At 37.4% G+C, this 23,915-nt stretch carries 27 protein-coding genes; 16 read left to right on the top strand and 11 right to left on the bottom strand.

Features of this window, described 5'->3' with window-relative positions:
- Nucleotides 1–7 precede the first annotated feature (7 nt).
- The 3 genes from BMX24_RS06325 to BMX24_RS06315 are packed head-to-tail and all read left to right on the top strand — an operon-like array spanning nt 8 to nt 2,608.
- Complete coding sequence (locus BMX24_RS06325; RefSeq protein ID WP_089792780.1) at nt 8–832, top strand: oxidoreductase; 825 nt, start codon at nt 8–10, stop codon at nt 830–832.
- A 37-nt stretch (nt 833–869) separates the two neighbouring features.
- Nucleotides 870–1,709: an alpha/beta fold hydrolase gene (locus tag BMX24_RS06320; RefSeq protein ID WP_089791201.1), complete on the top strand. Its 840-nt coding sequence runs from the start codon at nt 870–872 to the stop codon at nt 1,707–1,709.
- Between the two features lie 8 nt (nt 1,710–1,717).
- Nucleotides 1,718–2,608: a helix-turn-helix domain-containing protein gene (locus BMX24_RS06315; protein ID WP_089791200.1), complete on the top strand. Its 891-nt coding sequence runs from the start codon at nt 1,718–1,720 to the stop codon at nt 2,606–2,608.
- A 332-nt stretch (nt 2,609–2,940) separates the two neighbouring features.
- On the opposite strand, the gene BMX24_RS21015 is transcribed toward BMX24_RS06315, so the two are convergent.
- A complete protein-coding gene (locus BMX24_RS21015; protein WP_139176765.1) occupies nt 2,941–3,111 on the bottom strand; it encodes a lmo0937 family membrane protein in 171 nt (56 codons plus the stop codon).
- A 149-nt stretch (nt 3,112–3,260) separates the two neighbouring features.
- Nucleotides 3,261–4,070 (bottom strand): Cof-type HAD-IIB family hydrolase, encoded by an 810-nt coding sequence (locus BMX24_RS06310; protein WP_089791199.1) that lies wholly within the window; start codon nt 4,068–4,070, stop codon nt 3,261–3,263.
- Nucleotides 4,071–4,400: 330 nt separating this feature from the next.
- Here BMX24_RS06310 and BMX24_RS21145 point away from each other — a divergent pair, with 330 nt between their 5' ends.
- From BMX24_RS21145 to BMX24_RS06265, 9 genes are all read left to right on the top strand, one after another.
- Nucleotides 4,401–4,685: a bacteriocin-like protein gene (locus BMX24_RS21145; protein ID WP_089791198.1), complete on the top strand. Its 285-nt coding sequence runs from the start codon at nt 4,401–4,403 to the stop codon at nt 4,683–4,685.
- Between the two features lie 132 nt (nt 4,686–4,817).
- On the top strand, nt 4,818–5,276 hold the full coding sequence (locus BMX24_RS06300; RefSeq protein WP_089791197.1) for a PA2169 family four-helix-bundle protein: 459 nt from the start codon (nt 4,818–4,820) through the stop codon (nt 5,274–5,276).
- 193 nt (nt 5,277–5,469) lie between these two features.
- Nucleotides 5,470–5,898 carry an Ohr family peroxiredoxin gene (locus tag BMX24_RS06295; protein ID WP_089791196.1) on the top strand — a complete coding sequence of 143 codons (429 nt, stop codon included), beginning with the start codon at nt 5,470–5,472 and terminating at the stop codon, nt 5,896–5,898.
- Nucleotides 5,899–5,968: 70 nt separating this feature from the next.
- Entirely contained in the window at nt 5,969–6,556 is a 588-nt protein-coding gene (locus BMX24_RS06290) for a TetR/AcrR family transcriptional regulator (RefSeq protein WP_089791195.1), read from the top strand.
- A gap of 64 nt (nt 6,557–6,620) precedes the next feature.
- Entirely contained in the window at nt 6,621–7,604 is a 984-nt protein-coding gene (locus BMX24_RS06285; RefSeq protein ID WP_089791194.1) for a nitrilase-related carbon-nitrogen hydrolase, read from the top strand.
- A gap of 33 nt (nt 7,605–7,637) precedes the next feature.
- A complete protein-coding gene (locus tag BMX24_RS06280; protein ID WP_089791193.1) occupies nt 7,638–8,924 on the top strand; it encodes an epoxide hydrolase family protein in 1,287 nt (428 codons plus the stop codon).
- 64 nt (nt 8,925–8,988) lie between these two features.
- Nucleotides 8,989–9,399 carry a cupin domain-containing protein gene (locus BMX24_RS06275; RefSeq protein WP_089791192.1) on the top strand — a complete coding sequence of 137 codons (411 nt, stop codon included), beginning with the start codon at nt 8,989–8,991 and terminating at the stop codon, nt 9,397–9,399.
- Nucleotides 9,400–9,425: 26 nt separating this feature from the next.
- The gene (locus BMX24_RS06270; RefSeq protein WP_089791191.1) at nt 9,426–9,650 is read left to right on the top strand and encodes a DUF2798 domain-containing protein; all 225 of its coding nucleotides are present in this window, start codon (nt 9,426–9,428) and stop codon (nt 9,648–9,650) included.
- A 171-nt stretch (nt 9,651–9,821) separates the two neighbouring features.
- The gene (locus tag BMX24_RS06265) at nt 9,822–10,871 is read left to right on the top strand and encodes an alpha/beta hydrolase (protein WP_170835667.1); all 1,050 of its coding nucleotides are present in this window, start codon (nt 9,822–9,824) and stop codon (nt 10,869–10,871) included.
- 62 nt (nt 10,872–10,933) lie between these two features.
- Here the strand turns inward: BMX24_RS06265 and BMX24_RS06260 are convergent, their stop codons facing one another.
- Complete coding sequence (locus tag BMX24_RS06260; RefSeq protein WP_089791190.1) at nt 10,934–11,518, bottom strand: YciE/YciF ferroxidase family protein; 585 nt, start codon at nt 11,516–11,518, stop codon at nt 10,934–10,936.
- Between the two features lie 146 nt (nt 11,519–11,664).
- Nucleotides 11,665–11,892: a hypothetical protein gene (locus BMX24_RS06255; protein ID WP_089791189.1), complete on the bottom strand. Its 228-nt coding sequence runs from the start codon at nt 11,890–11,892 to the stop codon at nt 11,665–11,667.
- A 149-nt stretch (nt 11,893–12,041) separates the two neighbouring features.
- Here BMX24_RS06255 and xth point away from each other — a divergent pair, with 149 nt between their 5' ends.
- Nucleotides 12,042–12,815: an exodeoxyribonuclease III gene (gene xth / locus BMX24_RS06250; protein WP_089791188.1), complete on the top strand. Its 774-nt coding sequence runs from the start codon at nt 12,042–12,044 to the stop codon at nt 12,813–12,815.
- Here the strand turns inward: xth and BMX24_RS21005 are convergent, their stop codons facing one another.
- Nucleotides 12,816–13,034, bottom strand: a complete 219-nt coding sequence (locus BMX24_RS21005) for a hypothetical protein (RefSeq protein ID WP_139176759.1) — start codon at nt 13,032–13,034, stop codon at nt 12,816–12,818. It lies immediately after the preceding gene.
- A 283-nt stretch (nt 13,035–13,317) separates the two neighbouring features.
- Here BMX24_RS21005 and BMX24_RS06245 point away from each other — a divergent pair, with 283 nt between their 5' ends.
- Nucleotides 13,318–15,822 (top strand): cation-translocating P-type ATPase, encoded by a 2,505-nt coding sequence (locus BMX24_RS06245; RefSeq protein WP_089791187.1) that lies wholly within the window; start codon nt 13,318–13,320, stop codon nt 15,820–15,822.
- A gap of 11 nt (nt 15,823–15,833) precedes the next feature.
- Here BMX24_RS06245 and BMX24_RS06240 read toward each other — a convergent pair whose 3' ends face one another.
- From BMX24_RS06240 to BMX24_RS06215, 6 genes are read right to left on the bottom strand one after another with little or no spacing between them, the layout of a single operon-like run.
- Nucleotides 15,834–17,297, bottom strand: coding sequence for an SLC13 family permease (locus BMX24_RS06240; RefSeq protein WP_089791186.1), 1,464 nt, complete (start codon nt 17,295–17,297; stop codon nt 15,834–15,836).
- 50 nt (nt 17,298–17,347) lie between these two features.
- Complete coding sequence (locus BMX24_RS06235) at nt 17,348–18,406, bottom strand: MlaD family protein (RefSeq protein WP_089791185.1); 1,059 nt, start codon at nt 18,404–18,406, stop codon at nt 17,348–17,350.
- Between the two features lie 12 nt (nt 18,407–18,418).
- Nucleotides 18,419–19,198 carry an ABC transporter ATP-binding protein gene (locus BMX24_RS06230; RefSeq protein WP_089791184.1) on the bottom strand — a complete coding sequence of 260 codons (780 nt, stop codon included), beginning with the start codon at nt 19,196–19,198 and terminating at the stop codon, nt 18,419–18,421.
- Nucleotides 19,198–19,962 (bottom strand): MlaE family ABC transporter permease, encoded by a 765-nt coding sequence (locus BMX24_RS06225; protein WP_089791183.1) that lies wholly within the window; start codon nt 19,960–19,962, stop codon nt 19,198–19,200. Before BMX24_RS06225 ends, BMX24_RS06230 begins: the two co-directional genes overlap by 1 nt.
- Nucleotides 19,963–19,992: 30 nt before the next feature.
- A complete protein-coding gene (locus BMX24_RS06220) occupies nt 19,993–20,655 on the bottom strand; it encodes a BON domain-containing protein (protein ID WP_089791182.1) in 663 nt (220 codons plus the stop codon).
- An 18-nt stretch (nt 20,656–20,673) separates the two neighbouring features.
- Nucleotides 20,674–21,291, bottom strand: coding sequence for a hypothetical protein (locus BMX24_RS06215; protein WP_089791181.1), 618 nt, complete (start codon nt 21,289–21,291; stop codon nt 20,674–20,676).
- Between the two features lie 326 nt (nt 21,292–21,617).
- Here BMX24_RS06215 and BMX24_RS06210 point away from each other — a divergent pair, with 326 nt between their 5' ends.
- Together BMX24_RS06210 and BMX24_RS06205 are read left to right on the top strand one after the other, a co-directional pair.
- Complete coding sequence (locus BMX24_RS06210; protein ID WP_089791180.1) at nt 21,618–22,988, top strand: L,D-transpeptidase family protein; 1,371 nt, start codon at nt 21,618–21,620, stop codon at nt 22,986–22,988.
- Between the two features lie 4 nt (nt 22,989–22,992).
- Entirely contained in the window at nt 22,993–23,868 is an 876-nt protein-coding gene (locus BMX24_RS06205) for a universal stress protein (protein ID WP_089792777.1), read from the top strand.
- The last annotated feature ends 47 nt before the right edge of the window (nt 23,869–23,915 follow it).

Raw genomic sequence — 23,915 nt, 5'->3', positions numbered from 1 at the left:
AAAGATAATGGCAAAAACAGTTTTTATAACAGGAGCATCAAGAGGATTCGGAAAACTATGGACGGAAGCATTTTTAAAAAGAGGTGATAAAGTGGCCGCTTCCGCCAGAAATATTGCAGCGTTGGATGATCTTGTGGAAAAATACGGAGATAATATTCTTCCGGTACAATTGGATGTGACGAATAAAGAACAGGTTCAGCAGGCAGTCGATACCATTCAGCAACATTTCGGAGGTATTGATATTTTAATTAACAATGCAGGTTACGGACTTTTCGGAACAGTGGAAGAAACGACAGAAGAGCAGGCAAGAGCTCAAATGGAAACCAATTTTTTCGGATTGTTATGGGTGACCCAGGCTGTATTACCGGTAATGAGAGCTCAAAAAAGCGGACATATCATTCAGGTTTCCAGCTTTCTGGGAATCAAAACGTTACCCATGCTAGGTTTATATAATGCTTCAAAATTCGCTGTGGAAGGTTTAAGTGAAACTATTGCATCAGAAGTGGCACATTTAGGAATAAAATTCACTTTAATCGAACCCAACGGATTCGCTACAGAATGGGCGGGAAGCTCAGCAACACAAACTACTTCAGATATTGCAGATTATAATCCTGTACGTGAAGGTTTTGCAGCAACAGGAGAAAATGGAGAACTTTGGGGAGATCCGAATGCTACCATCGAACCTATTTTAAAAGTTGTGGACAGCGAAAATCCTCCGTTACGATTATTATTAGGAAAAATAGCCTATCAATTCGTTCATGAGATGTATAACAACAGATTAAAAGACATTGAAGAATGGAAAGAAGTAAGCATTGCTGCACATGGCCATTAATTTCTTACATTTGATATAGACTTTTAATCATAAGACTATGAATTCAAATGCTTTAACATCAGCAACGCAATTTGCGCCCATTAATGGTCACAACATCGCTTATCGTAAGTTTGGAAAAGGAATGCCCATGTTTTTTACCAATCGTTTCAGAGGAATAATGGATACCTGGGATCCTTTGTTTTTGGATAAACTTGCAGAAAATAATACCATCATTTTGTTGGATTATCCGGGAATCGGGAGTTCGGAAGGAGAACTTCCTTTACATATCGCAGAAGTTGCAGCCACAGTTCCTCAACTGGCAGATTTTCTTGAGATTGAAAAATTCAATATTCTGGGCTGGTCTTATGGTGGATTGGTCGCGCAGACGGTGATGTTCCAGAACCAGGACAGGGTGTTGAAAACGGTATTAATAGGAACAAATCCTCCCGGGGAAAACGAAATTCCGATCGAGGAGGTTTTCTATGATCATGCTTTGAAACCTGTTAATGACCTAGATGATGAATATTATTTATTCTTCGAACCGGCATTGGAAGCCAGTAAAATTGCTGCCGTAGAGTCTCACAACAGGATCAGCCAAAGACTGGATGTCAGCTTGATTCCGTCTACAATGGACATTTTTCAAAGGTATTTTTCGGGAACAGCAAGTTTTAAAGAAGATAAACTCAATTTCAGAGAAGCTTATAAAACCTTAAAAACTCCGGTTTTGGTGGTTTCAGGCGATCATGATATCAGCTTTGCGACAGATAATTGGTTTCCATTATTGCAGAATGCTCCCAGTATGCAGCATATTATTCTGCACGGATCGGGACATGGGCCGCAGCATCAGTTCCCTGAGTTAACAGCAGATTATATCAACTTATTTTTAGCATCAAATTAAAATTTTTCATGAAACATTATAAAACCATCACAGAACTTCATGCAGGAAATCTTTGGGATCCGCCTCAGCATCCGCTTTTGGGTTTGGTGGGCTGTCTTTCAACCTGTACTCTAGGTAATCAGGAATTTACTGCTGACTGCTACATTATTGCATTCAAAAAAATAAAATCCGGGATTTTCATGTACGGTAGGACGCCTTATGACCACGACAATGGCTGTCTGTTTTTTACCAAGCCGAGACAGGTGATTGAAATGAAAGACCTGAAATTTGAGGAAAATGGTTTTATGCTAATGATTGATCCTGATTATCTCAACGGTCATGAGTTGTTTAAAACTATCGATCAATACGGATTTTTTGATTATGAGGTAACGGAAGCCATCCATCTTTCACCGAAAGAGGAGCAGATCATTCTTGAGCTTCACGAAAAAATCCAGAATGAATATTTCAATAACCCCGATGAATACAGCCGTGAAATAATTTTAAGCCATGTTTCATCCATTTTAAAATATTCTCAGCGTTTTTACAAAAGACAGTTTATTGACCGTGCACAGATTACAGGAAAAACTACATCAAAATTCAATGATGTATTAAAAAAATACATTAACGAAGGAAACTTAGAGAACAAAGGACTTCCGAATGTAAGCTATATTGCTGAGCAACTGGCTATTTCACCCCGTTATCTAAGTGATCTATTGAAGCAGGAATCCGGTAAAACAGCTATTGAGCTGATTCATATTTTCCTGATTTCAGAAGCGAAAAATTTGCTACGAATCGGAGAAAAAGGAGTAACGGAGATTGCTTATGAACTGGGATTTGAGAATGCTTCTTATTTTACACGTCTTTTCAAAAAACAGACGGGAATGAAGCCTTTGGAATTCAGAAAAACAAACTTGAATTAAGTTTAAATTTTAAATAAAAATATAGACGTTTTTTTGTAGTTTTTGTTTTGTTGTTGGTCAATCGCTAAGGCGCAAGTTTTATAATCAAATTATTATATTTTAAGGCGCAAGAAATCAAAGATTTCAATTAGCGAAGTCGAGAATAAATGTGCGTTACTAAATTTTATCGAAGATAAAATCCTTGCGCCTTAAAACAGTATTTAAATTATTAAAAATTTGCGCCTTAGCGATTGACCAACAACAAAACAACAACTGTTAGATTTTAATAAAAAAAGCTGGAAATTAAGAATTTATGTTTTCCCATTTCCAGCTTTTATCTTCAGTTTTTTACATTAATCTAAGGGTTTTCTGCCTGTAATAATATTGTATAGAATTACTATAATGGCAATTACCAATAAAACATGAACAAGGTACCCCGTGCTCATTCCCGGTACAATACCTAACATTCCTAAAAGCCATACTACAATACAAATGACTGCGACTAACCATAATATACTTCTCATGACTAAAAATTTTTAATGTTATCTGTTAGTTTTAATACACATATTGTGCCTTTTGTGAAAAACAAAACTTAAACAAATACCACAAAATCAATTTTTACATGAAAATTTAACATTTAAACGCTTAAAATAAAGGAAAAATTTAATAATAATTAAATAAGTCCAAAATGCAGCAAAGCCTTTTCAATACCGTTATTATCAACGTCTTCCGTAATATAATCGGCGATTTCTTTTACATTTTCATTGGCATTTCCCATTGCAATTCCGATTTTCGTAAATTTTAACATAAAAATGTCATTTCCACCATCTCCAAAAGACATGGTTTCTGAAACATCGATCCCGAAATGATCGCAAAAAGTCTGTACACCGACCTTTTTACTAATTCCTCCCGGATTCACATCGGCAAATAAAGGCGTCCATCTTGAAGCCACACTGTTAGGCATTACCGTTTCCATGAACTCTTTTTCAGCATCAGGACCAAGAAAAATATTCGCCTGAAATACATTTTCAATATCAATATTTTCTTTATCATGAATAGGAGGAACCGGAAGATTCACATGAGCATACATCCCAACAACTTCAGGAGTCGCATCATTGATCTCCACTTTATCTTCGTACATGAGCGAATAGCTTAAAGGAAAATTTTCAGCGTAATTGATTAAATTCTTAATATCATTCGGGTCAATTATGTTTTTAGATAAAATTTCACCATCAGTCGTCGCGCAATATCCTCCATTAAAAGTAATAAAACCATCAAATTCGATATGCGAGATATGCGCCAAGGTATTGATAGAACGGCCTGTTGCGACAATCACTTTAATTCCTTTACGACGTAGATTTTCAATCGCTTTCTTGGTAGAATCGGGGATTTTATTGGTTTTAAAACTTATTAAAGTTCCGTCGATATCGAAAAATACAGCTTTTATTGGGGTAGGGTTTTCAGCATTAAAAGTATCCATCATTTAAAATCGTTTTGAGTATATCGTGAATTTATATAAACAAAAATACGACAATTAAATTTCTGATTAATGGTTTAACCTTTTAAATTAATGTAAAATAAATCGATTACTTAATTGAGCTTTGTAAAATGACTTAAACAAAAAAACACATCATTTCTAATCTATTTTTAAAAGGAATAAATTAATAGATAGGGAACGAAATAAATACTAAATATTAATTATGTTAATTGAATATTAATTAATATAAAATTTTAATTATTTTTTTGAAAATTATTTTAACAGACTGTAATTATTCATATATTAGTGAATTATTAATCACAAAATATTTAAATCATGAAAAACTTAAAAAAATTGAACAGAACTGAATTGAAAACAATCAATGGAAACGGAATTCTTGACAACGTCATAGGAGTTGTGAATGGTGTTGGAACTGTTGCAGGCAACACAGTAACTGGTCTTGGCGGTGTAGTAAATGGTGTTGGAACCGGTGTGGTAACTACTGTAGGTGGTGCTGTTGCGGGGCTTGGAGGTGTTGTGGAAACGACATTATGCCAGGTACAGTGTGTCATAAATGGTGTTGTAACAATCAAAGTTCTTGCATGCGGATCTACTTGCTAAGATAACAACATGCTACATAAGGATTAACCGCTCTTTTCCAGGGCGGTTTTTTCATGAATTTATAATGTAAATTTTTAACCTGAAGGCATAATTCTTGTACAAATTTTTCAACACCCACAAAAATATTTTATCATGGAAAATCAACAAGAAATATCGGTCTTGAATGACCTGCTTCACATTACCAACGACAGGATTCAAGGTTTTGCAAAAGTAGAAGGAAAAATCTGGGAAAATTATCCTGATGTAAAAGACGAATACGCCCGCATGATTTCTTTCTCGAAAGTGATGAAGAACGAACTCATTAACCTCATCACAGAAAGAGGAGGCAATGCCCAGGATTCGCCGTCCGTAGCCGGAGCGCTGCACAGAACCTGGATTGACATTAAAAACTCTTTCATGTCTGCCAACGTAGAATCTACCTTAGGAAATGTAGTTTTTGGCGAAAAAGCAGCTATTGAAGCCTATGAAAACGCCTTGAGCAGCGGAGATCTTTCCTCTGAAAGTTCAAAAACCGTCGCCGATCAGTTAAAACACATCAGAGATTCTTATCATCAGTTTAAAAATATTGAAGAGTACAAAAAGAAAGATTAAAAACACAAAACTCAATTATTCTTTACCAAATTAAATAAGACTTCACCATACAAAATGTCTGTTTCGGAGTCTAGTTTGTCCGTTTGAACATCATTGTCATTTGGATCGTTGCATCGTACCAATACCTTTGTCGAGCAATTTAGAAGTATCTCTAAATCAGCAAGAAACATATTAACTAAAATTTTTTAAGACAATGGAAAATGCAACTCAAAACGAAAAAGTAATTTACACAGGATCCACCATTACCATTGGAGGACGAGGAGGTTCAGCAAAAAGTACAGACGGAAAACTGAACGTGAAACTTACAGCTCCCGGAGCCATCGGAGAAGGTACAAACCCTGAACAACTGTTTGCAGCAGGTTGGTCTGCGTGTTTTATCGGAGCGATGGGGAAAGCTGCCGCTGCTAAAGACATTAAATTCCCTGCAGATGCAACCGTACATGCAGAAGTAGACCTGGTTTTATCAGAAACAGACGGATATTCTTTAAAGGCTCGTCTCAACATCAGCCTTCCGGGAATTGACAACGAAACGGCAAAATCTGTCGCAGAAGCTGCACACTCTTTATGCCCTTATTCTAAAATGGTAAAAGGTAACATAAAAGTAGAAACCATTATCCTTTAATCACAGGATCATTTTTGGATAGTATCTATCATCAAAGCAATCTGATTTATAATTAATAATTAAAAATTCTATGGGAAAAGCAGAAAAGACAAAGCAACTGATTATTGAAAAGTCGGCTTTACTATTTAACAAAAAAGGAATCGCAGGAACAAGCCTCAGCGACATTCTCGAAGTCACAAAGCTGGCCAAAGGTAGTTTGTACGTGCACTTTGAAAATAAAGAAGCCATTTCCCATGCCGTTGTAGAATACTATATCGACAAGCAACTGAAACTTATGGATGCTGCTTTAGCAGGCAGCGGAAGTGTAAAGAAGAGACTCTTTGATTATTTTGAAGTCTTTCTAAACCCGGAGATTCCGCCTTTTGAGGGAGGTTGTCCTTTCTTAAACTTAGGAATGGAAGTAGATGACACCAATGACGTATCGAGAAGAAAGATCAAAAAAACAATAGATACTATCCATAAAAAAATAAGAACAACTATTCAGGAAGGTATAGACAGCGAAGAATTCAGTAATGAATGGAATGCCGAAGAATTTGCCATAAAAGCCTATGCCATGATCGAAGGAGCTATCATGATGAAAAAAATCACAGGTAGTGCAAAACAGATGAAAACTATCGAAAAACTCCTGAAAATGGAAGTTGAAGAAAATCTGTTATAAATTTTTTTACTTAAAAAATGACCGATCGGTCGTTTTTATCAAAACCCTTAAAACACACATTATTATGAAGAACTCAAACAAAACCGTAAAAGTTGCCGCCGTGCAGATCAGCCCTGTATTATACAGCAAACAGGGAACTATTGATAAAATAATTAATAAAATTCTTGAATTGGGAGAAAAAGGAGTGGAATTCGCCACTTTCCCGGAAACCATTATTCCTTATTATCCTTATTTCTCTTTTATTCAGGCGCCTTATGCGATGGCACAGGAACACTTGAAACTGTTGGAAGAATCCATCGTTGTCCCTTCTGCGGATACAGATGCGATCGGGAAAGCCGCTAAGGAAGCCAATATGGTCGTTTCCATCGGAGTGAACGAACGTGATGGCGGAACCATCTATAATACACAGCTTCTTTTCGATTCAGATGGAACATTGATCCAGCGCAGAAGAAAACTAACACCAACTTACCACGAAAGAATGGTTTGGGGACAAGGAGATGCTTCAGGTCTCAGAGCCGTAGACAGCGCAGTGGGAAGAATAGGGCAGTTGGCTTGCTGGGAACACTACAATCCATTATTCCGATATGCGATGATTGCAGATGGTGAACAGATTCATTCGGCGATGTATCCAGGATCATTCCTTGGCCCTTTGCATAGTGAACAAACAGAAATCAACGTTCGTCAGCACGCCATGGAATCTGCCTGTTTCGTAGTTTGTGCTACAGGCTGGCTGGATGAAGAACAGCAGAAGCAGATCGCTCAGGATACAGGAGGGCCAATCGGTCCCATTTCAGGAGGATGTTTCACTGCGATTATTAATCCTGAAGGTCAGATCATCGGAGAACCTATCAAATCCGGAGAAGGAGAAGTGATCGCCGATATCGATTTATCTAAAATAGATTCCCGCAAGCGTCTTATGGATGCAAAAGGCCACTACAGCCGTCCCGAACTGGTAAGTCTTGTGATCGACCGCACTCCGGCTTCTCAGGTACATGATATCAGTATCGACGGGCAGATTTCTGCATCGGCACAAATTATTTCAGAATAATATTTAAAAATCAAAATTATTTAAACAAACAAAATGAAAACAATAAACAATCTCTCCCGATTATTATTCACAGGAGCATTAATGGTACAATTTGCCATTGCTTCAGCTCAAAATAAAACAGAATTAAAAAATGATGAAACCATCCGGCCATTTAAAGTAAATATTTCAGATGCTGAAGTGAAAGACCTTCGCCAGCGCATTTTACAGACAAGATGGCCTTCCAAAGAATTGGTAAATGATGAAAAGCAAGGGGCAAAACTTGCCAAAATGCAGGAACTCGCCCAATATTGGGGAACAAGCTACGACTGGAAAAAAGCTGAAGCAAGATTAAATTCGTACCCTCAGTTTAAAACTAAAATAGACGGAATAGACATTCACTTTATCCACGTAAAATCAAAACATAAAAACGCGATGCCACTGATTCTAAGTCATGGCTGGCCGGGATCTGTATTCGAATTCATGGGAGTGATAGAACCATTAACAAATCCTACGGCCTACGGAGGAAAAGCCGAAGATGCATTTGATATTGTGATCCCTTCATTGCCCGGTTTTGGGTTTTCGGGTAAACCTGCGGTAGAAGGTTGGGGCAACGACCGTATTGCAAAAGCATGGATTGTCTTAATGAAACGTCTGGGCTATAAAAATTATGTAGCACAAGGCGGTGACTGGGGTGCGGGAATTGTTCACTCAATGGCTTTACAGGCTCCTCAGGGATTATTGGCAATTCACAGCAATCTTCCTGCGACATTACCCAACGAAGCGGGAATGGCTCTAGGTGGAAATACAGTACCGGAAAGCTTTTCGCAAAAAGAACGTGCCGCTTTTGAACAATTAAACAATGCCATCAAAACAGGGGGCTTTATCTACAAAACAACAATGGAAGGAAGACCGCAGGGCGTAAGCTATTCTATCTCAGACTCTCCTGTTGGACTTGCAGGATGGATCTTCCTACACCCGGGCTTCGATGAATGGTCTTTCGGAAAAGATCCGAAACAGTTGCCGACAAGAGATCAGGTTTTGGATGATATCTCATTATACTGGTTGACAAATTCTGCTTCTTCCGCAGCTCAGATCTATTGGGAAAACAGAAATATCAGCATCATCAGTGCAGGAATGATGCAGTCTGACAAAATCACGATTCCGGTTGCCGTGACAACCTTCCCGAAAGATGTATATGCATCTCCGGAGAGCTGGGCAAAACGAGCATATAAAAATCTGGTTTATTTCCATGAAGTGGACAGAGGCGGTCACTTCGCAGCTTGGGAACACCCTCAGCTTTTCTCAGAAGAATTGAGAGCCGCTTTCAAATCAGTACGATAATACCAATAAAAGGGCAACGGATATTGCTGCTGCCCTTATTTTTTTTAACCTTAATAAAGAAGAAATGAAATTTTTAAACAAATTAATCATTAAAGCGATTTACATTCTTTGTATAGCTATCTATTTTATCCCTGTAAAAAGTTTCTCGCAACAAACGGGAATTACACGAACAAATCTTCAGAGATATGACTTACAGGCTTCAGGATATGAAACCATTCAGGCAAGAATTGATTTTGAAACAGGCACTTCCTTCGGAATGCATTCGCATCCGGGTGAAGAGGTAATCTATGTGCTGGAAGGAACTTTTGAATATCAGATCGAAGGTGAAAAACCTGTCATTCTGAAAGGAGGAGAAGTCCTTTTTATTCCGGCAGGAAAAAATCATTCTGCTAAAAATATAGGCAACAGCAAAGCCAGCGAACTCGCAACATATATTGTACAGAAAGGAAAGCAGCTGCTTGTCATGAAGAAATAGCATTAAAATTTTATTATTAAAAAGTTATGAAACAGAGAATAGCCGGAGCGTTCATCATGGGCTTCATCACGACAGGTATTATTTCATTTACGTTAATCAGCATTAATGTAGGATATATCGAAAATTTCTTTGAAAAATGGCTAAAATCATGGGCAATGGCTTACATTATTATCATTCCTGTGATCTTTTTCATAGGTCCTAAGGTACAGCAGTTCGTAGCGTATCTTTTCAGGAAAAATAATCAGCAGTAGAAATTCAATAATTATTATTTATTTAAAAAGTTTATTTAAACTCATTAAAAACTTAACCAAAAAAGGAAAAAAGTACAACAATAAAGCACTTTTATGCTTTATATCGGATTGCAATACGCCATACCTTTGTCTCATAGAAATCAACAAAAAATAATTAAAAATCTATTTATTATGAGAACAACATTTATTAAAGGTATCGCATTATCAGCAATGACATTTTTTAGCTTAAATTCAAATGCATTTGCTCAACAAAATCCTGCATCCCAAGACCCTAACATTTCCAAAGAAATCAGAGCATTTTTAAAAGTCTTAAACAGCGGAGACGGAAAACCATTAGAAACCTTATCTCCGAAAGATGCAAGATTAGTTTTGGTAGGAGCACAAAAATCTGTCAATTTTGACTATTCAGATATTGAAGAATCAGAAAGAACGATCACCCAGGACGGACAAACCATAAAAATCCACATTGTAAAACCAAAAGGTGCCAAAGCAGGACTTCCGGTATTCATGTTTTTCCACGGTGGAGGCTGGGTTCTAGGAGATTATCCTACTCATAAAAGATTAGTAAGAGATTTGGTGGTCAACAGTGGTGCTGTAGCAGTTTTTCCTGATTATACACCATCACCTGAAGCGAGATTTCCTGTAGCGATCAATCAGGCTTACGCCGCAACAAAATGGGTAGCCCAGAACGGCAAAGAAATAGGAGTGAACGCAAGCAAACTCGCAGTAGTAGGAAACAGCGTTGGCGGAAATATGGCTGCTGTAGTCGCTTTGATCGCTAAAGATAAAAACGGACCGAAAATATCACAGCAAATTCTTCTATGGCCGGTTACAGATGCTGATTTCAGCAGAGAATCCTATACAAAATTTGCTCAGGAAAGATTTCTTACAACACCGTTGATGAAATGGATGTGGGACAATTATTTACCCGACCTTAATGAACGCAAAAACAAATATGCATCCCCTTTACAGGCGTCTTTGGAAGAATTGAAAGACTTACCTCCGGCTTTGGTTCAGGTTGCAGAAAATGATATTTTGCATGATGAAGGTGTAGCCTACGGCAGAAAACTGGATGAAGCGGGAGTACCGACAACCGTTACAGAATACAAAGGATTCATCCACGACTACGGAATGCTGAATCCGCTGGCTCACATCCCTGCTGTAAAAGAATCTGTTCTGGATGCCGCATCAACCTTAAAAAGAGCATTATTTTCTAAATAATTTAGACATCATAAAATAAAAAAGAGACCTCATCGGTCTCTTTTTTCGTATCAAATCGTTGTTTACATCGCCTGAGTGTTCAGCGCGGTGTCGGCAACTTTTGTTAATGATTCATCGCATTTTTTCTCTTCATTTAGCGTAGCGAGAAGGTTTTTGAGACATTCATCTTCTTTTAAAACCTTTGCATATGCCGCCAATGTCCCATAAGTAGCGATTTCGTAATGTTCTACTTTCTGCGCCGCAGCGATAATTCCTACATCTCTTACAGCTCCCGGTTCTGTTTCCTGCATGATACTTTTCCCTTCATCCAATAATCCCTGCATAGCATCGCATTTTTTTGCCTGCGCTTTTTTCCCCAATGCACTGAAGCATTGCTCCAGTCTCTGAACGTGTGTTTCTGTTTCTGCGATATGTTTTTCAATGGCAGCTTTCAGTTTGGCGTCAGTAGCGTTTTTCATCATTGTCGGTAAAGCTTTTACCAAGGCTTTTTCTGCCCAATAGATGTCTTTCAGCGAATCTTCAAACAGGTCTTTCAATTCTTTGGCAGCATTCTTTTTAGCCGGAGTCTTTGCCGTTGCTTTGGATGCTGTTTTTGTCGCTGCAGGTTTCTTTGCAGTCGCATTTTTGGTTGGTGTTTTCGTTTCCATAATGAATATATTTTAGTGATTGTTTTGATTGGTGAATAATCTACAACTATAAGACCATCTTAGACATAAATAGAAAAATGTGGTATCTAAAGTTTCATCATTCTATTCAATATCATTAAAAGTCATCAACTCTTTTGATGGCTTTTTTATTCATTTTCTTTTTTAAAACTTACCACTTCAAACTCTCCGTCGGAGCTGTATTTTTTGCAGCTTTCATCATTAAACTTATCAGGATTTTTTAAGAAATCTTCAATATATTTTGCGCTTTCGTCTGTGATAGCGGGGGTGATGATGATATGGAAATTCTGCAGTACAGATTCATCTGCTTTTTGCAATGCTTCTTTTTTATATTGTTGGGCTTCGTTATAGTTCATAAAGTGAATTTAAATTTTAACTAAATCTTTCTTATCTTGTTAATGAATAAATTATGCCACAAAGTTTTAATTAATAGTAAAAATTTCACATCATCTTTTATTCATCACATGGAATAATTATTGCCTTTTGAAAATAAACAGGAATAGTCATGAAAATAGCAACTTATAATGTAAACGGAGTGAATGGGCGGCTGCCGGTTTTACTTCAATGGCTAAAGGAAGCAGAGCCGGATATCGTTTGTCTTCAGGAACTGAAAGCCCCGCAGGAACGTTTTCCAATAAAGGAAATCAATGATGCCGGTTATCAGGCTATCTGGAAGGGACAAAAAAGCTGGAATGGAGTTGCGATTCTTTCAAAAAATCATGAGATTGTGGAAGTTCAGAATACTTTACCCGGAGATGATGAAGATGTCCAGAGCCGATACATCGAAGCCATTATCGATCAGATGGTGATTTGCTGCCTTTATCTTCCCAATGGAAATCCGTATCCGGGGCCGAAATTCGATTATAAATTAAGCTGGATCAAAAGATTAAAAAAACGAACTGATGAACTGATAAAAATGGAGCTTCCGGCGATTATTATCGGTGATTTTAATATTATTCCGACTGCGATGGATGTCTATAAACCCGAACGTTGGGAAAATGATGCGTTGTACAGGATTGAAGTAAGAAAAGCGTATGAGGATCTCATGAAAAAAGGCTGGCTGGATTCTCTCCGAACTTTATATCCGGACGAAGTTATCTATACCTTCTGGGATTACTTATACAAAGCCTATGACCGAAATGCAGGCATAAGGCTGGATCATATTTTATTAAGCCCATATCTCACTTCCCGTCTGAAATCGGGCGGCGTGGATAAACATGTGCGAGGTTGGGAAAAGAGTAGTGATCATGCTCCTGTCTGGATAGAACTGCTTAAATAATCAATTAGAATAAGCAGATTTATTCTGAAACACATTCATTCCCTCGATTTTATTGTTTTTCATGTTATAAATGATTTCAACGGTAAAATAAGAAACTTCATACAATACATATTTTAAAGTATCGGAAATTGTTTCGTTCATCACACGTCCTTCATTCATGACAACATTGCATTGCTCCTGATTGGGTAGATTTTTAAAATCATAGTAAGAAATATTCATAGCTTTTTAATTTTTAATAGTTTAATTAATAAGACTTATGCAATTTAGTTACCAATATATTTTTTATTACACAATTTTAACATTAAGTTTTCCACAATATACATTTTTCGGTTCCAATATTTTAAGATAAGTCTTTGAAGCATTAAAGCTATGCCTAAAATACTGATACTCATATGACCAGGATCATACGGAAAGTTAATTTAAATCATTTGAAAATGATACGATTATTATTTAATTGCAGTAACTTTACTATACAGCGCAAGTTCCCTCTAAAATAATACATATGCATGATTTCAAGATATCCGGACTCACAGACCAGCAGGTAATTTCTTCAAGAAAAGAATATGGATACAACAGGCTCGAATACAAAAAGGAAAATCCTTTTTTTCGTTCCCTGAAAGGAATTATCAAAGAACCGATGGTGATTTTACTACTGGTAGCCTCTTTTTTATATTTTATTAATAATCAATTCGATGACGGGTTATTTCTTGCCTTTGCCATTATCCTGGTTTCTGCCATTTCATTATATCAGGAATCCAGAAGCCGCAACGCCCTTGAAAAGCTGAAAACATTTACCCAGCCGAGCTGCAAAGTGATCCGAAATGGTGATGTACAACAGATCAAAACAGAAGATGTGGTGGTAGGAGACAGCATCATGATAGAAGAAGGAGACCTCATCACTGCAGATGGAATCATTGTGCATTCCAACGATTTTTCAGTTAATGAATCGATACTTACCGGAGAATCTTTTTCAGTATACAAAGATAAAAACTCCGAAGACCATCTCGTCTATTCCGGAACCATCGTCGCAAGCGGACTGGCTATAGCAACGGTAACAGAAATCGGCAACAAAACCAAACTCGGAAAAATAGGAAAAAGCCTTGAAAATATTAAGGATGAAAAAAGCCCTTTAGAAGTACAGATCAATGATTTTGTGAAAAAAATGGTGATTGTAGGGTCTGTCGTTTTCGCAGCAGTCTGGGTCATGAATTATTTACGATCTCATGAAGTAATAGACAGTCTGTTAAAAGCTCTCACACTGGCCATGAGTATCCTGCCCGAAGAAATTCCCGTGGCGTTTACAACATTCATGGCACTGGGATCGTGGCGCCTGATGAAAATGGGAATCATTGTAAAACAAATGAAAACCATAGAAACACTCGGTAGCGCCAGCATTATCTGTACAGATAAAACCGGAACTCTTACCGAAAATGAAATGACTTTGGCCAATCTTTTCGTGATTTCTACCCAAAAAGAACTGCAACCGGATGAGATATCCACTGCAGAAGAAAAAAAACTGTTGGAGATCGCAATGTGGGCGAGTGAACCGATTCCTTTTGACCCGATGGAAAAAGCTTTGCATGAAACTTATGGAAAACATTTTTCCGAAGATATGCGTCCTTATTTTAAAATGATTCATGAATATCCCCTCGATGGCAAACCACCGATGATGACCCATATTTTTGAAGATCAGACCGGAAAAAGAATCATTGCGGCCAAAGGTGCTCCGGAAGCATTTATGGAGATTTCTAACCTTAACCCTGAAGAAAAAGAAAATATAAGAACGGCTATCAAACATTTCACAACCCAAGGTTACAGGGTATTGGGAGTAGGAGTTGCAGATTTTTCAGGGAACAATTTTCCTGAGCATCAGCAGGAATTTATATTTGATTATAAAGGTCTTGTTGCATTCTACGATCCTCCAAAGAAGAATATGCAGGAGGTGCTGAAAGACTTTTACCAGGCAGGAATTTCTGTGAAAATAATAACAGGGGACAACTCAGATACTACTATGGCAATAGCCCGCCAAATAGGATTTCAGGGGCATGAAAAAAGCATTACGGGAGAAGAACTGATGAAAATGCAGGATGCTGAGTTTCAGGATTGTGTAAAGAAGATCAATATTTTTACCAGAATGTTTCCGGAAGCTAAACTCAGAATCATAAAAGCCCTGAAAGCAGAAAAAGAAATCGTAGCAATGACCGGCGATGGTGTCAACGACGGCCCCGCTCTGAAAGCCGCCCACATCGGTATCGCCATGGGAAAAAAAGGCACCGAAATTGCCAAACAAGCCGCCTCCCTGATCTTAGTAGACGATGATCTCGCTAAAATGACCCTTGCCATATCGATGGGAAGAAAAATATATTCTAATCTGAAAAAAGCAATACAATATATTATTTCAATCCATATCCCGATTATTCTGACGGTTTTTATTCCATTGACTTTCGGCTGGATTTATCCCAATATTCTGACACCCCTTCATGTCATTTTCCTCGAACTGATCATGGGACCTACCTGCTCCATTATCTATGAAAACGAACCCGTGGAAAAGAATATAATGCGTCAAAAACCAAGACCTTTCACCACAACTTTTTTTAATGCTAAAGAATTAATAACAAGCATCATACAGGGATTGTGCATTACAGCCGGAGTTTTGTTTATTTACCAATATGCAGTGGCGGAAGGGTTTAATGAAAATATAGTAAGAACAATGGTTTTCAGTACCCTTATCACGGCTAATATATTTCTTACTTTAATTAACCGTTCTTTTTATTATTCCATAATCACAACCTTAAAATACAGAAACAATCTTGTTCCACTTATTATTTCAGTTACCATCCTCATCGTAGCTGTTATGATCTATATTGAACCTTTGGCTGCGTTTTTCGGTTTTGAACCATTACATTCTTCTCAACTATTGACCTGCTGCTCAGTTGGTTTTCTGTCTGTAATTTGGTATGAAATGGTAAAATTAATTAAGAGAATAAAATTTAATCAAGAAAAATAAGAAGGAAAATCTTATAATTTCAGACCTTCCATCATGGGAATAAACAGCCAGCACAATAAGGAAATGACGATCACACAAAGTACATTAAGAATAAGTCCCGTTCTCATCATGTATTGAATTTTCACATCACCTTTAGCAAAAATTATCGCATTGGGAGGAGTACCCATCGGAAGCATACTCGCACAACTGGCGCTGAGTGTCATAGGAATACCCAGTAGAAGAGGATTGATACCTAAAGATAATGCCAGAGAAGTAATTACCGGTGAAAGGATCAATACCAAAGCCAGGTTGCTGATAACTTCACTTAAAAATATGGAGACAGCCGACACGATCAGTATAAGTAAAAACAAATTCGTGGTAGTAACTGTACTTAAACCGGAAGCAAATTCCTGTACCAGATGGGATGCTTCAAGTGCATTAGCCAACGCGATTCCTCCTCCAAAAAGCAGCAATATATCCCACGCCATTTTTCGGGTATCGGACCATGCCATTAATCTTTCAGATTTATTGCCTGTTTTCTGACCAGATGGTAGCAAAAACAGCAGGGATGCACCCAATACCGCAATAGCCGTATCATCTAAAAGGATATAATGTTGCCAATCATTAATGAGATCTTTCGTAATCCATAATAAAACGGTAAGACCAAAAATAGATAAAACTCTCATTTCCGCCCTGTTCATTACTCCTAACCGAAGCTGTGCTTTTTTAATAGCGTTCGATGCTTCATTGCTGTGTTTAATGTTATTAGGGTACAATATTTTTACTAATAATCCATACAACATGAATAATAACAATAAAGTAAGCGGCAGAAACAGCATCATCCAGTCGGAAAAGCTGATCGTAAAATTGAACCTGTCTTTGATATATCCTACATAAGCAACATTAGGCGGAGTCGCAATTACAGTGCCCAGTGCAAAATTGGAAGCATACGCAATGGAAAGCATTAATGCCAGAGAAAAGTTTTTAATATTTTTTACATTTTTATTGTGATTCTCAACAACCTGTATCACCGAAACAGCCAAAGGATACATCATCATCGTAGTTGCTGTATTACTCAGCCACAAACTGAGAAATCCTGTTGCTATAATAAAACCGAGAATGATACGGTTGCCGTTGGTTCCCGTAAGCCTGATGATACCGAGCGCTATTCTTTTGTGAAGGTTCCATTTTTCGATGGCAAGTGCAATGAAAAATCCTCCCATAAAAAGGAAAACAATAGGATCGGCGTAGTTTTCAGCCACTTTTTTAAGGGATACGATGCCGAAAGCAGGAAATAAAATGATCGGTAATAATGCCGTAATCGCCATAGGAACAGCCTCAAAAACCCACCAGATAATCATCAGAATAGCCACAGAAAGCACCTGATTTGCCTGATACGACAAACTGAAAGGATTAATAATAAATCCCGATAAACTCAGAAAAAGACCGCTGAACAGGCTAATTTCTTTTTTATGAATCTGAAAGTAGGTTGGCATGGCATTTTAAAATAATGAGATTATTCTTGCAATGATTCTTAACTCAACAATCATTGTTTTAGTTTTTTCGCTTTTCTTTTTTCTTTATTAAAATAACCTCTTAATAAAAAATTATTCTTTGCTGCTTTTTCTATTTCTCTCAGTTCGGCAACACCTTTTTCGATATTAATGAGTGTAGAATCTACAGATCTTCCCAGCTCAGGGTTGTTGATAAGCTTGGATACGACATTTTCATCATTATTTATTTTTGAAGTAAAAGCATTCAGGTCATTGGAGCTTTTTTCAAGATGAAGAAGTGTTTTTTCCAGTGAAACAGCTAAAGAATCATCGGACACTATTTTGGAAAGCACATTATTTTTATTATTGATTTTGGCGGCAAAAGCACTCAGCTCTCCGGAAGTTTTTTGTAAATCATTAATACTGTTCGAGATATTATCTGCCATTTTTTTATCTGTAAATATTTTGGCGATAGTTCCGTTTCTATTGTTTAAAACAGGGGTGAAACGGGCCAGATCTTCAGAACTCATCTGCAGATTTTCCAGCGTTCTGTCTATACGTAAGGCAAAATCTTTATTCGTAAGTATTTTCATTAAAAGACCATCTTTATTATTCATTTTCCGGCTGAAAGTAACGAGCTCATCCGTAATTATCTTGGTATTATCGGCACTTTTTTTAATGCTGGACAAAACATCTTCTATTTCCGGAGCTTTATAAGAAGCAATGATGTCATTTTCTTTCACGACCGTTCCGGAGCTATTCCCCGGAGAAATAATAAGCACTTTATCACCTACCAAACCATCTGTTGCTATGCTGGCGACAGCATCGGTTTTAATATATTTCTGTACATCCTTTTTGATGATCAGCTTCACTACAACCAATGAGTCTGAGATAAAATCTATTTTGCCTACCGTTCCTACATTAATTCCGGAGAGGCGTACGTTGCTTCCTTGTTTTAGTCCGCTTACATTTTCGAATTCTGAACGCAAAACGAAATTAGAACCAAACAAATTTCTGTTGACACCAATGAAATAAATGGCTACTATAAAAAGAATAATGCCTGTTGCAACAAAAATGCCCAATTTCCATTGGTTTGATGACTCGTTTTTCATGATTTATTTTGTTTACTGTTCAAAAAATGATTTTACCCAGTCGTCTTCACTGTTTTCAATATCTTTATAGCTTCCTTCTGCCTTTATCACTCCGTCTTTTAAGATGATGATTCTGTCACCCGTATATTTTGCGCAGGTAAGATCATGCGTAATGATGATCGAGGTTGCATTATATTTAAGCTTGATGCTGCGTATCAGTTCAATAATTTCGCGGGCTGTGATCGTATCCAAACCTCCTGTAGGTTCGTCATAGATGATGATTTGTGGCTTAATGATCAATGCTCTGGCCAATCCTATTCTTTTGCGCATTCCACCGGATAATTCTGCTGGCATTTTATCGATCGCTTCTTCCAGTCCTACATTCTGCAGTGCCTCTTTGATGGCTGCTTCCACTTCATTTTCGTTCAGGCTTTTATTATTATGCTGTAGGGTAAAGGCTAAATTCTGTCTTACCGTCATAGAATCGTATAAAGCACCGTTCTGAAAAAGAAACCCGATTTTCATCCTGATGCGGTTTAGCCCTTCTTCATTCAGTTTTGTAATATCTTCCCCTGATATTATTATTTCACCCTGATCCACTTTAGTAAGTCCTACCAGACACTTTACTGCGACGGATTTACCAGAGCCGGATCTTCCGAGTATAACCAGATTTTCACCTTTTTTAATGGTAAAGCTAATGCCATTCAGAACTTTATTATCACCATAAGCTTTGTACACATTCTTAAATTCTATGAATGATTTATCTAATGGATTCTGGTATCCCGGAGTAATATTTTGTTCAATAGTTTTCATTACAATTCAAAAAACAGATCGGTAAGCTGTACTGCTATCAGATCAATTATAAATATGATGAGCGAGGCGGAAACTACGGCGGAATTGGCAGCTTTCCCTACACTTTTTGTTCCTCCCGATGCATTGAATCCTTCATAACAGCCGATAATTCCGATAAAAAATCCGAAAAAGAATGTTTTCACAGTGGCCGGTAGAAGATCTACGTATTCCAGTGATTCAAATACATGGGAGAAGTAATACTGGATATTGTGGTCATTATGAATATTTACGCCGACAAATCCGCCTGCAATTCCTATCAGATCTGCATAAATGGCCAAAACAGGAATCATCAGCATTGTTGCCAACGTTCTCGTTACCACAAGATACCGGTAAGGATTAATGGCAGAAACTTCCATCGCATCGATCTGTTCGGTTACTTTCATGGAGCCTAGTTCTGCTCCTATACCGGAGGATACTCTTCCGGCACAGATCAAGGCGGTGATCACAGGTGCGATTTCTCTTATCAGCGATAATGAAACCATACTTGGGATCAGCGATTCGGCTCCGAATCTGGACATCGCGGGACGAGATTGTATCGTAAGGACAAGTCCCATAATAAAACCAGTAATAGTGACTAGCGGCAAAGACTGATACCCAACCACAAAACATTGTCTTATAAACTCTTTATATTCAAAACCCGATCTAAAAATCTCTTTGAAAAACCGGGCAGAAAATGAAGCAATCTTACCTACCAGAGTAAAGTTTTTTTTAAAAAAGGTTTCCATGATGTTAATTATTTTTAAAGAGTAGGAGAGCTAAAAATCATACTCAAAATCAACTGCCAATTCGTTGTTTACATGTTCGATGCCTGGTGTTTTCCAGGCAATGCGTTCGGCTTCTTTTTTCTGGCTCCAGGAGTGTACTGCTCCTGTAAGCGTCACTGTTGTTCCGGATACCGAAACATTAATCTCTTTACTGTCGATCGAGCTTCGGCGGAGGGCTTCTTCCACATCTTTTTTTTCAATTGTATTTTGAATATCAGACTTGATCGTAATATTGTTGAAAATACCTTTAACACCCGGAAGAAACTGTATTGAATTTTCGGTAATTTCCCTTAAATAATCCCAGGCCAGCTCGCCATCAAGATCTACCCATCCATCCTCAACTTTCACATGTATTTTTTCTTCGGGAATTACGGTGTTGGATTCGAATGCGGCTACAATTTCGCGGGCAATTTCATTATCTGTTTTTGATCTGGGATCGGGAAATTTCACTTTAATATTTTCTACCAGAACCTTTACTCCGGAAACATTGGAAGCAGCTTTCTCTGCCTGTACTTTTTTGGCATAGCTGTCTACCGTTCCGGTAAGAGAAACGACACCGTCTTTTGCTGCAACTCCTATTTCTTCTGAATGTAGCAGGGGTTCCCATTTGATGGCATCCTGAACGTCTTTTTGTAATTCTGCATTTGTTTTCATGATATGATATTTTTATCGTTATTTTTCTTCAATAAATCCTTCTTTCAACATTTTTTTGCGGATGGTTTCGGCGATATCATCAGTTAATCGTTTTACACCATGAGGATCGTAGGTTTCCGTAATTCCGGACCATATTATTTTATCATCCTGAATAGAATAGATCACCGTTTCTATAATAAATTTCTTTGTCACCGTGTAATAGCCCGGCGTATAAAAAAACAACCTGTTTCTGAAATAATATTTGCTGAAATCATCATAGTACAAAGGATACATATAATGCTGTTCGGGAATAAATACTTTCTCTTTATCCACATCTATCAAACGTACGGTAATAGCAGCATCAAAACCATCTTTTTTTATTGTATTCCTTAATGCTTCTTCATCATACTGATTAATTTTTCCATCCAGATACTGATAAGAAGGAATACCTTTTCCATGAAGATATTTTACCATTTCATCTTCAGCTTTACGGCGGTTCGTTTCATTTTTCAATAAGGCTACCACCAGTACTTTTTTCCAGTCTCCCGGATGGATATGTTTATCCGGATCGCGCCAGCTGTTTACAATCTGAGTAGAACCGCAAGAGGTAACCAACAACAATAAAAAGATCAAAAGGATATGTTGTAACTTTTTCATGACATTGAAGTATTAAATTGTTAAACTAAATTGATAGAAATTCCGACTTCAAAGTTCATTAAACTTCACCTGAAAGAAGATGACAGCCATCACGATCAAATATGATGTTGATCAGCTTAAAAAAGCTCTCCATTCTTCGATGAAAAGCATAGCAACGACTATTTTTTAAGCAAAACAAAATACAATTATTTCGCAGATCGTGCATTATCAGGGCTTTTTTGAGGGTTTTACAGGAAACAATATGATTAGATCATTTTTTTAAGTGATAACAGTCATTCTCTACCTGAAGGGTTATTCACAATTTTACATCATTAAAATCACGAGTCATGAAAGCCTTACTGAATTATATAAGTATTTTTTTCTGTATCCTTATGCTGAAAGGGCAGGATCTGAAAACGAACACAGAAATCACTTCTTTATTGAACGATAAAGTAACCCTTGAAAAATTACATTATCCAAAATCTGTTGTGAGGTTTTATAGCCAAAATCAATCAGATTATGCCTGGATAATGCCTTCCAGAGCAGAACAAACATGGACAGCCATGCTTTTGCTCGATTGTGCCTATCAACTAGGATTGTCTTCTTCAGACTACCATTTGCAAAATTTATCATTTGAAAATCTTGGAGTATTAAAACATCCGCCGGAAAATATTTCTCCCAAAGATAAAGCCATGCAGGATATTCTGATTACAGATGCGCTCATCAGCCTTATTAATAATCTGCATTTCGGAAAATACAATCCTTTTTACACCGCGTCACAGTTTGATAAAGGTTTCATTAATGGATTTTATTCTGTTGAAGCATTATCTTACGCACGGGGACAAAATGATTTTATTAAAGCAATCCTTCAGGCCCGCCCTAAAATACAGGCTTATACCGATTTTCAAAATTATTTGAATAAGCTTTATGCCAACAATCCTGAAAACCATACAGAAGAAATAAAAAAGATTCTCATCAATATGGAACGCCTTCGCTGGTTGAACACGGAAAATGAATCTTATATTTTGGTCAATATTCCTTCTTATACGTTGGAATTTTATAGTAAGAACAAAAAATTCGAGTCTAAGGTGATTGTAGGAAAACCCTCCACCAAAAGTCCGGTTTTGGTAAGTGATATTAATTATTTCACCACCGCACCCGACTGGAAAGTTCCCCAAAGTATATTCGTAAAAGAAATGCTTCCAAAAATCATAAGCGACAGCAAATATCTCGAAAATCACCACTATGCGGTGTACAACCAATTCGGCGGTATGGTGACCATCACTCCGTCTAAGCTGAGAGAAATCAGAAGAAATCCTTACAAATACAGTGTAAGACAGTCTTCCGGCTGTGATAATGCCCTTGGTTCCGTTGTTTTCCGTTTTCCAAATTCGTATGGGGTTTATCTCCACGATACCTCTCAGAAACAATTGTTTAATAAAACAGAAAGAGCCTTGAGTCACGGTTGTATCCGCGTAGAAAAAGCTCAGGAGCTGGCTTCATTACTTTTGAAAAATGATGGAGCAGAAGATAAAATTCCCGCATTGCAAACTGCCATGCAGAAATATGATCATAAAGACTTTGTTTTAAAACAACCTGTACCCATAAATATTGCCTATCTCACCTGCATGATAAAAGACGGTAAACCTGTGTTCTACAATGACATCTACCATCTTGATGCAGATCTGGAAAATAAATTTAATCTTAATAAACAATAATACAATGAGATCGATTTTAGTACCCACCGATTATTCGAAGCCGGCAAAGAATGCTGCTTATTATGCCCTTCATGTGGCTAATGCTTTAAAAGCCAATATAGAACTCTGCCATGCCTTTAGCCTTCCTTTTGAAAACCCTATGCTTGGGCAGACTGCATGGGCTTTGTACGAATATCCTGCATTACAGGAAGAAAACAGTGAAGGATTAAAAAAACTCGTAAAAAAATTAGAGAAAAAAGAAAAAACACTGTGGGGAGATGAAGCTTTCCCTTTTCATCCCGCGATATCTTATACGTGTGAGGCAGGAGACGCCATTAATATCATTAACAACACTGCAGAAAAAAACCAGACTTTAATGATCGTAATGGGAATGCAGGGCGCCGGAATGTTTACCCGTTTTATTTTCGGTAGCAATACGTTGAAAATGATTGAATTCACCAAACATCCCTTGCTCATCATCCCGGACGGATTTGAATATAAGAAACCTGAAAAAATTGCTTTTGCCACCGATCTGGATAAAAAAGATATAAAAACAGCTCAATCTCTATTGAAATTAGCAAGATACTTCGATGCAGAAGTTTTGATTACGCATATCATCCAAAGTACCAATGAAGTGCTGCAGGACAAAGAATATGAGCATAAAAAAGAATTATTCTTAAAAGATCTCGACGGGAAAATCTGCTACAACTGTATCTACAGCGAAAATATAGATTACGGTTTAGATATCCTGAAAGATAAAGATATTGATATGATGGCTCTGGGACATCATCACCAGGGCTTTTTCAGCAGGATAACAACCCGCAGCCATGCCGAAAAGCAGGCCGCTCATATGGAAATTCCTTTACTCATCCTTCCGGAAGGAGGACACATATATTTTTGATTTTGTGGTTTTTTAATGCCGTTGATAGCTTACTATAAGTTTATGTA

The organism is Chryseobacterium wanjuense (assembly GCF_900111495.1).
In the GTDB taxonomy this organism is placed as follows: Bacteria; Bacteroidota; Bacteroidia; order Flavobacteriales; family Weeksellaceae; genus Chryseobacterium; species Chryseobacterium wanjuense.
The sequence above is the reverse complement of the archived record's forward strand: the minus strand, read 5'-3'. Positions and strand labels throughout refer to the sequence as shown.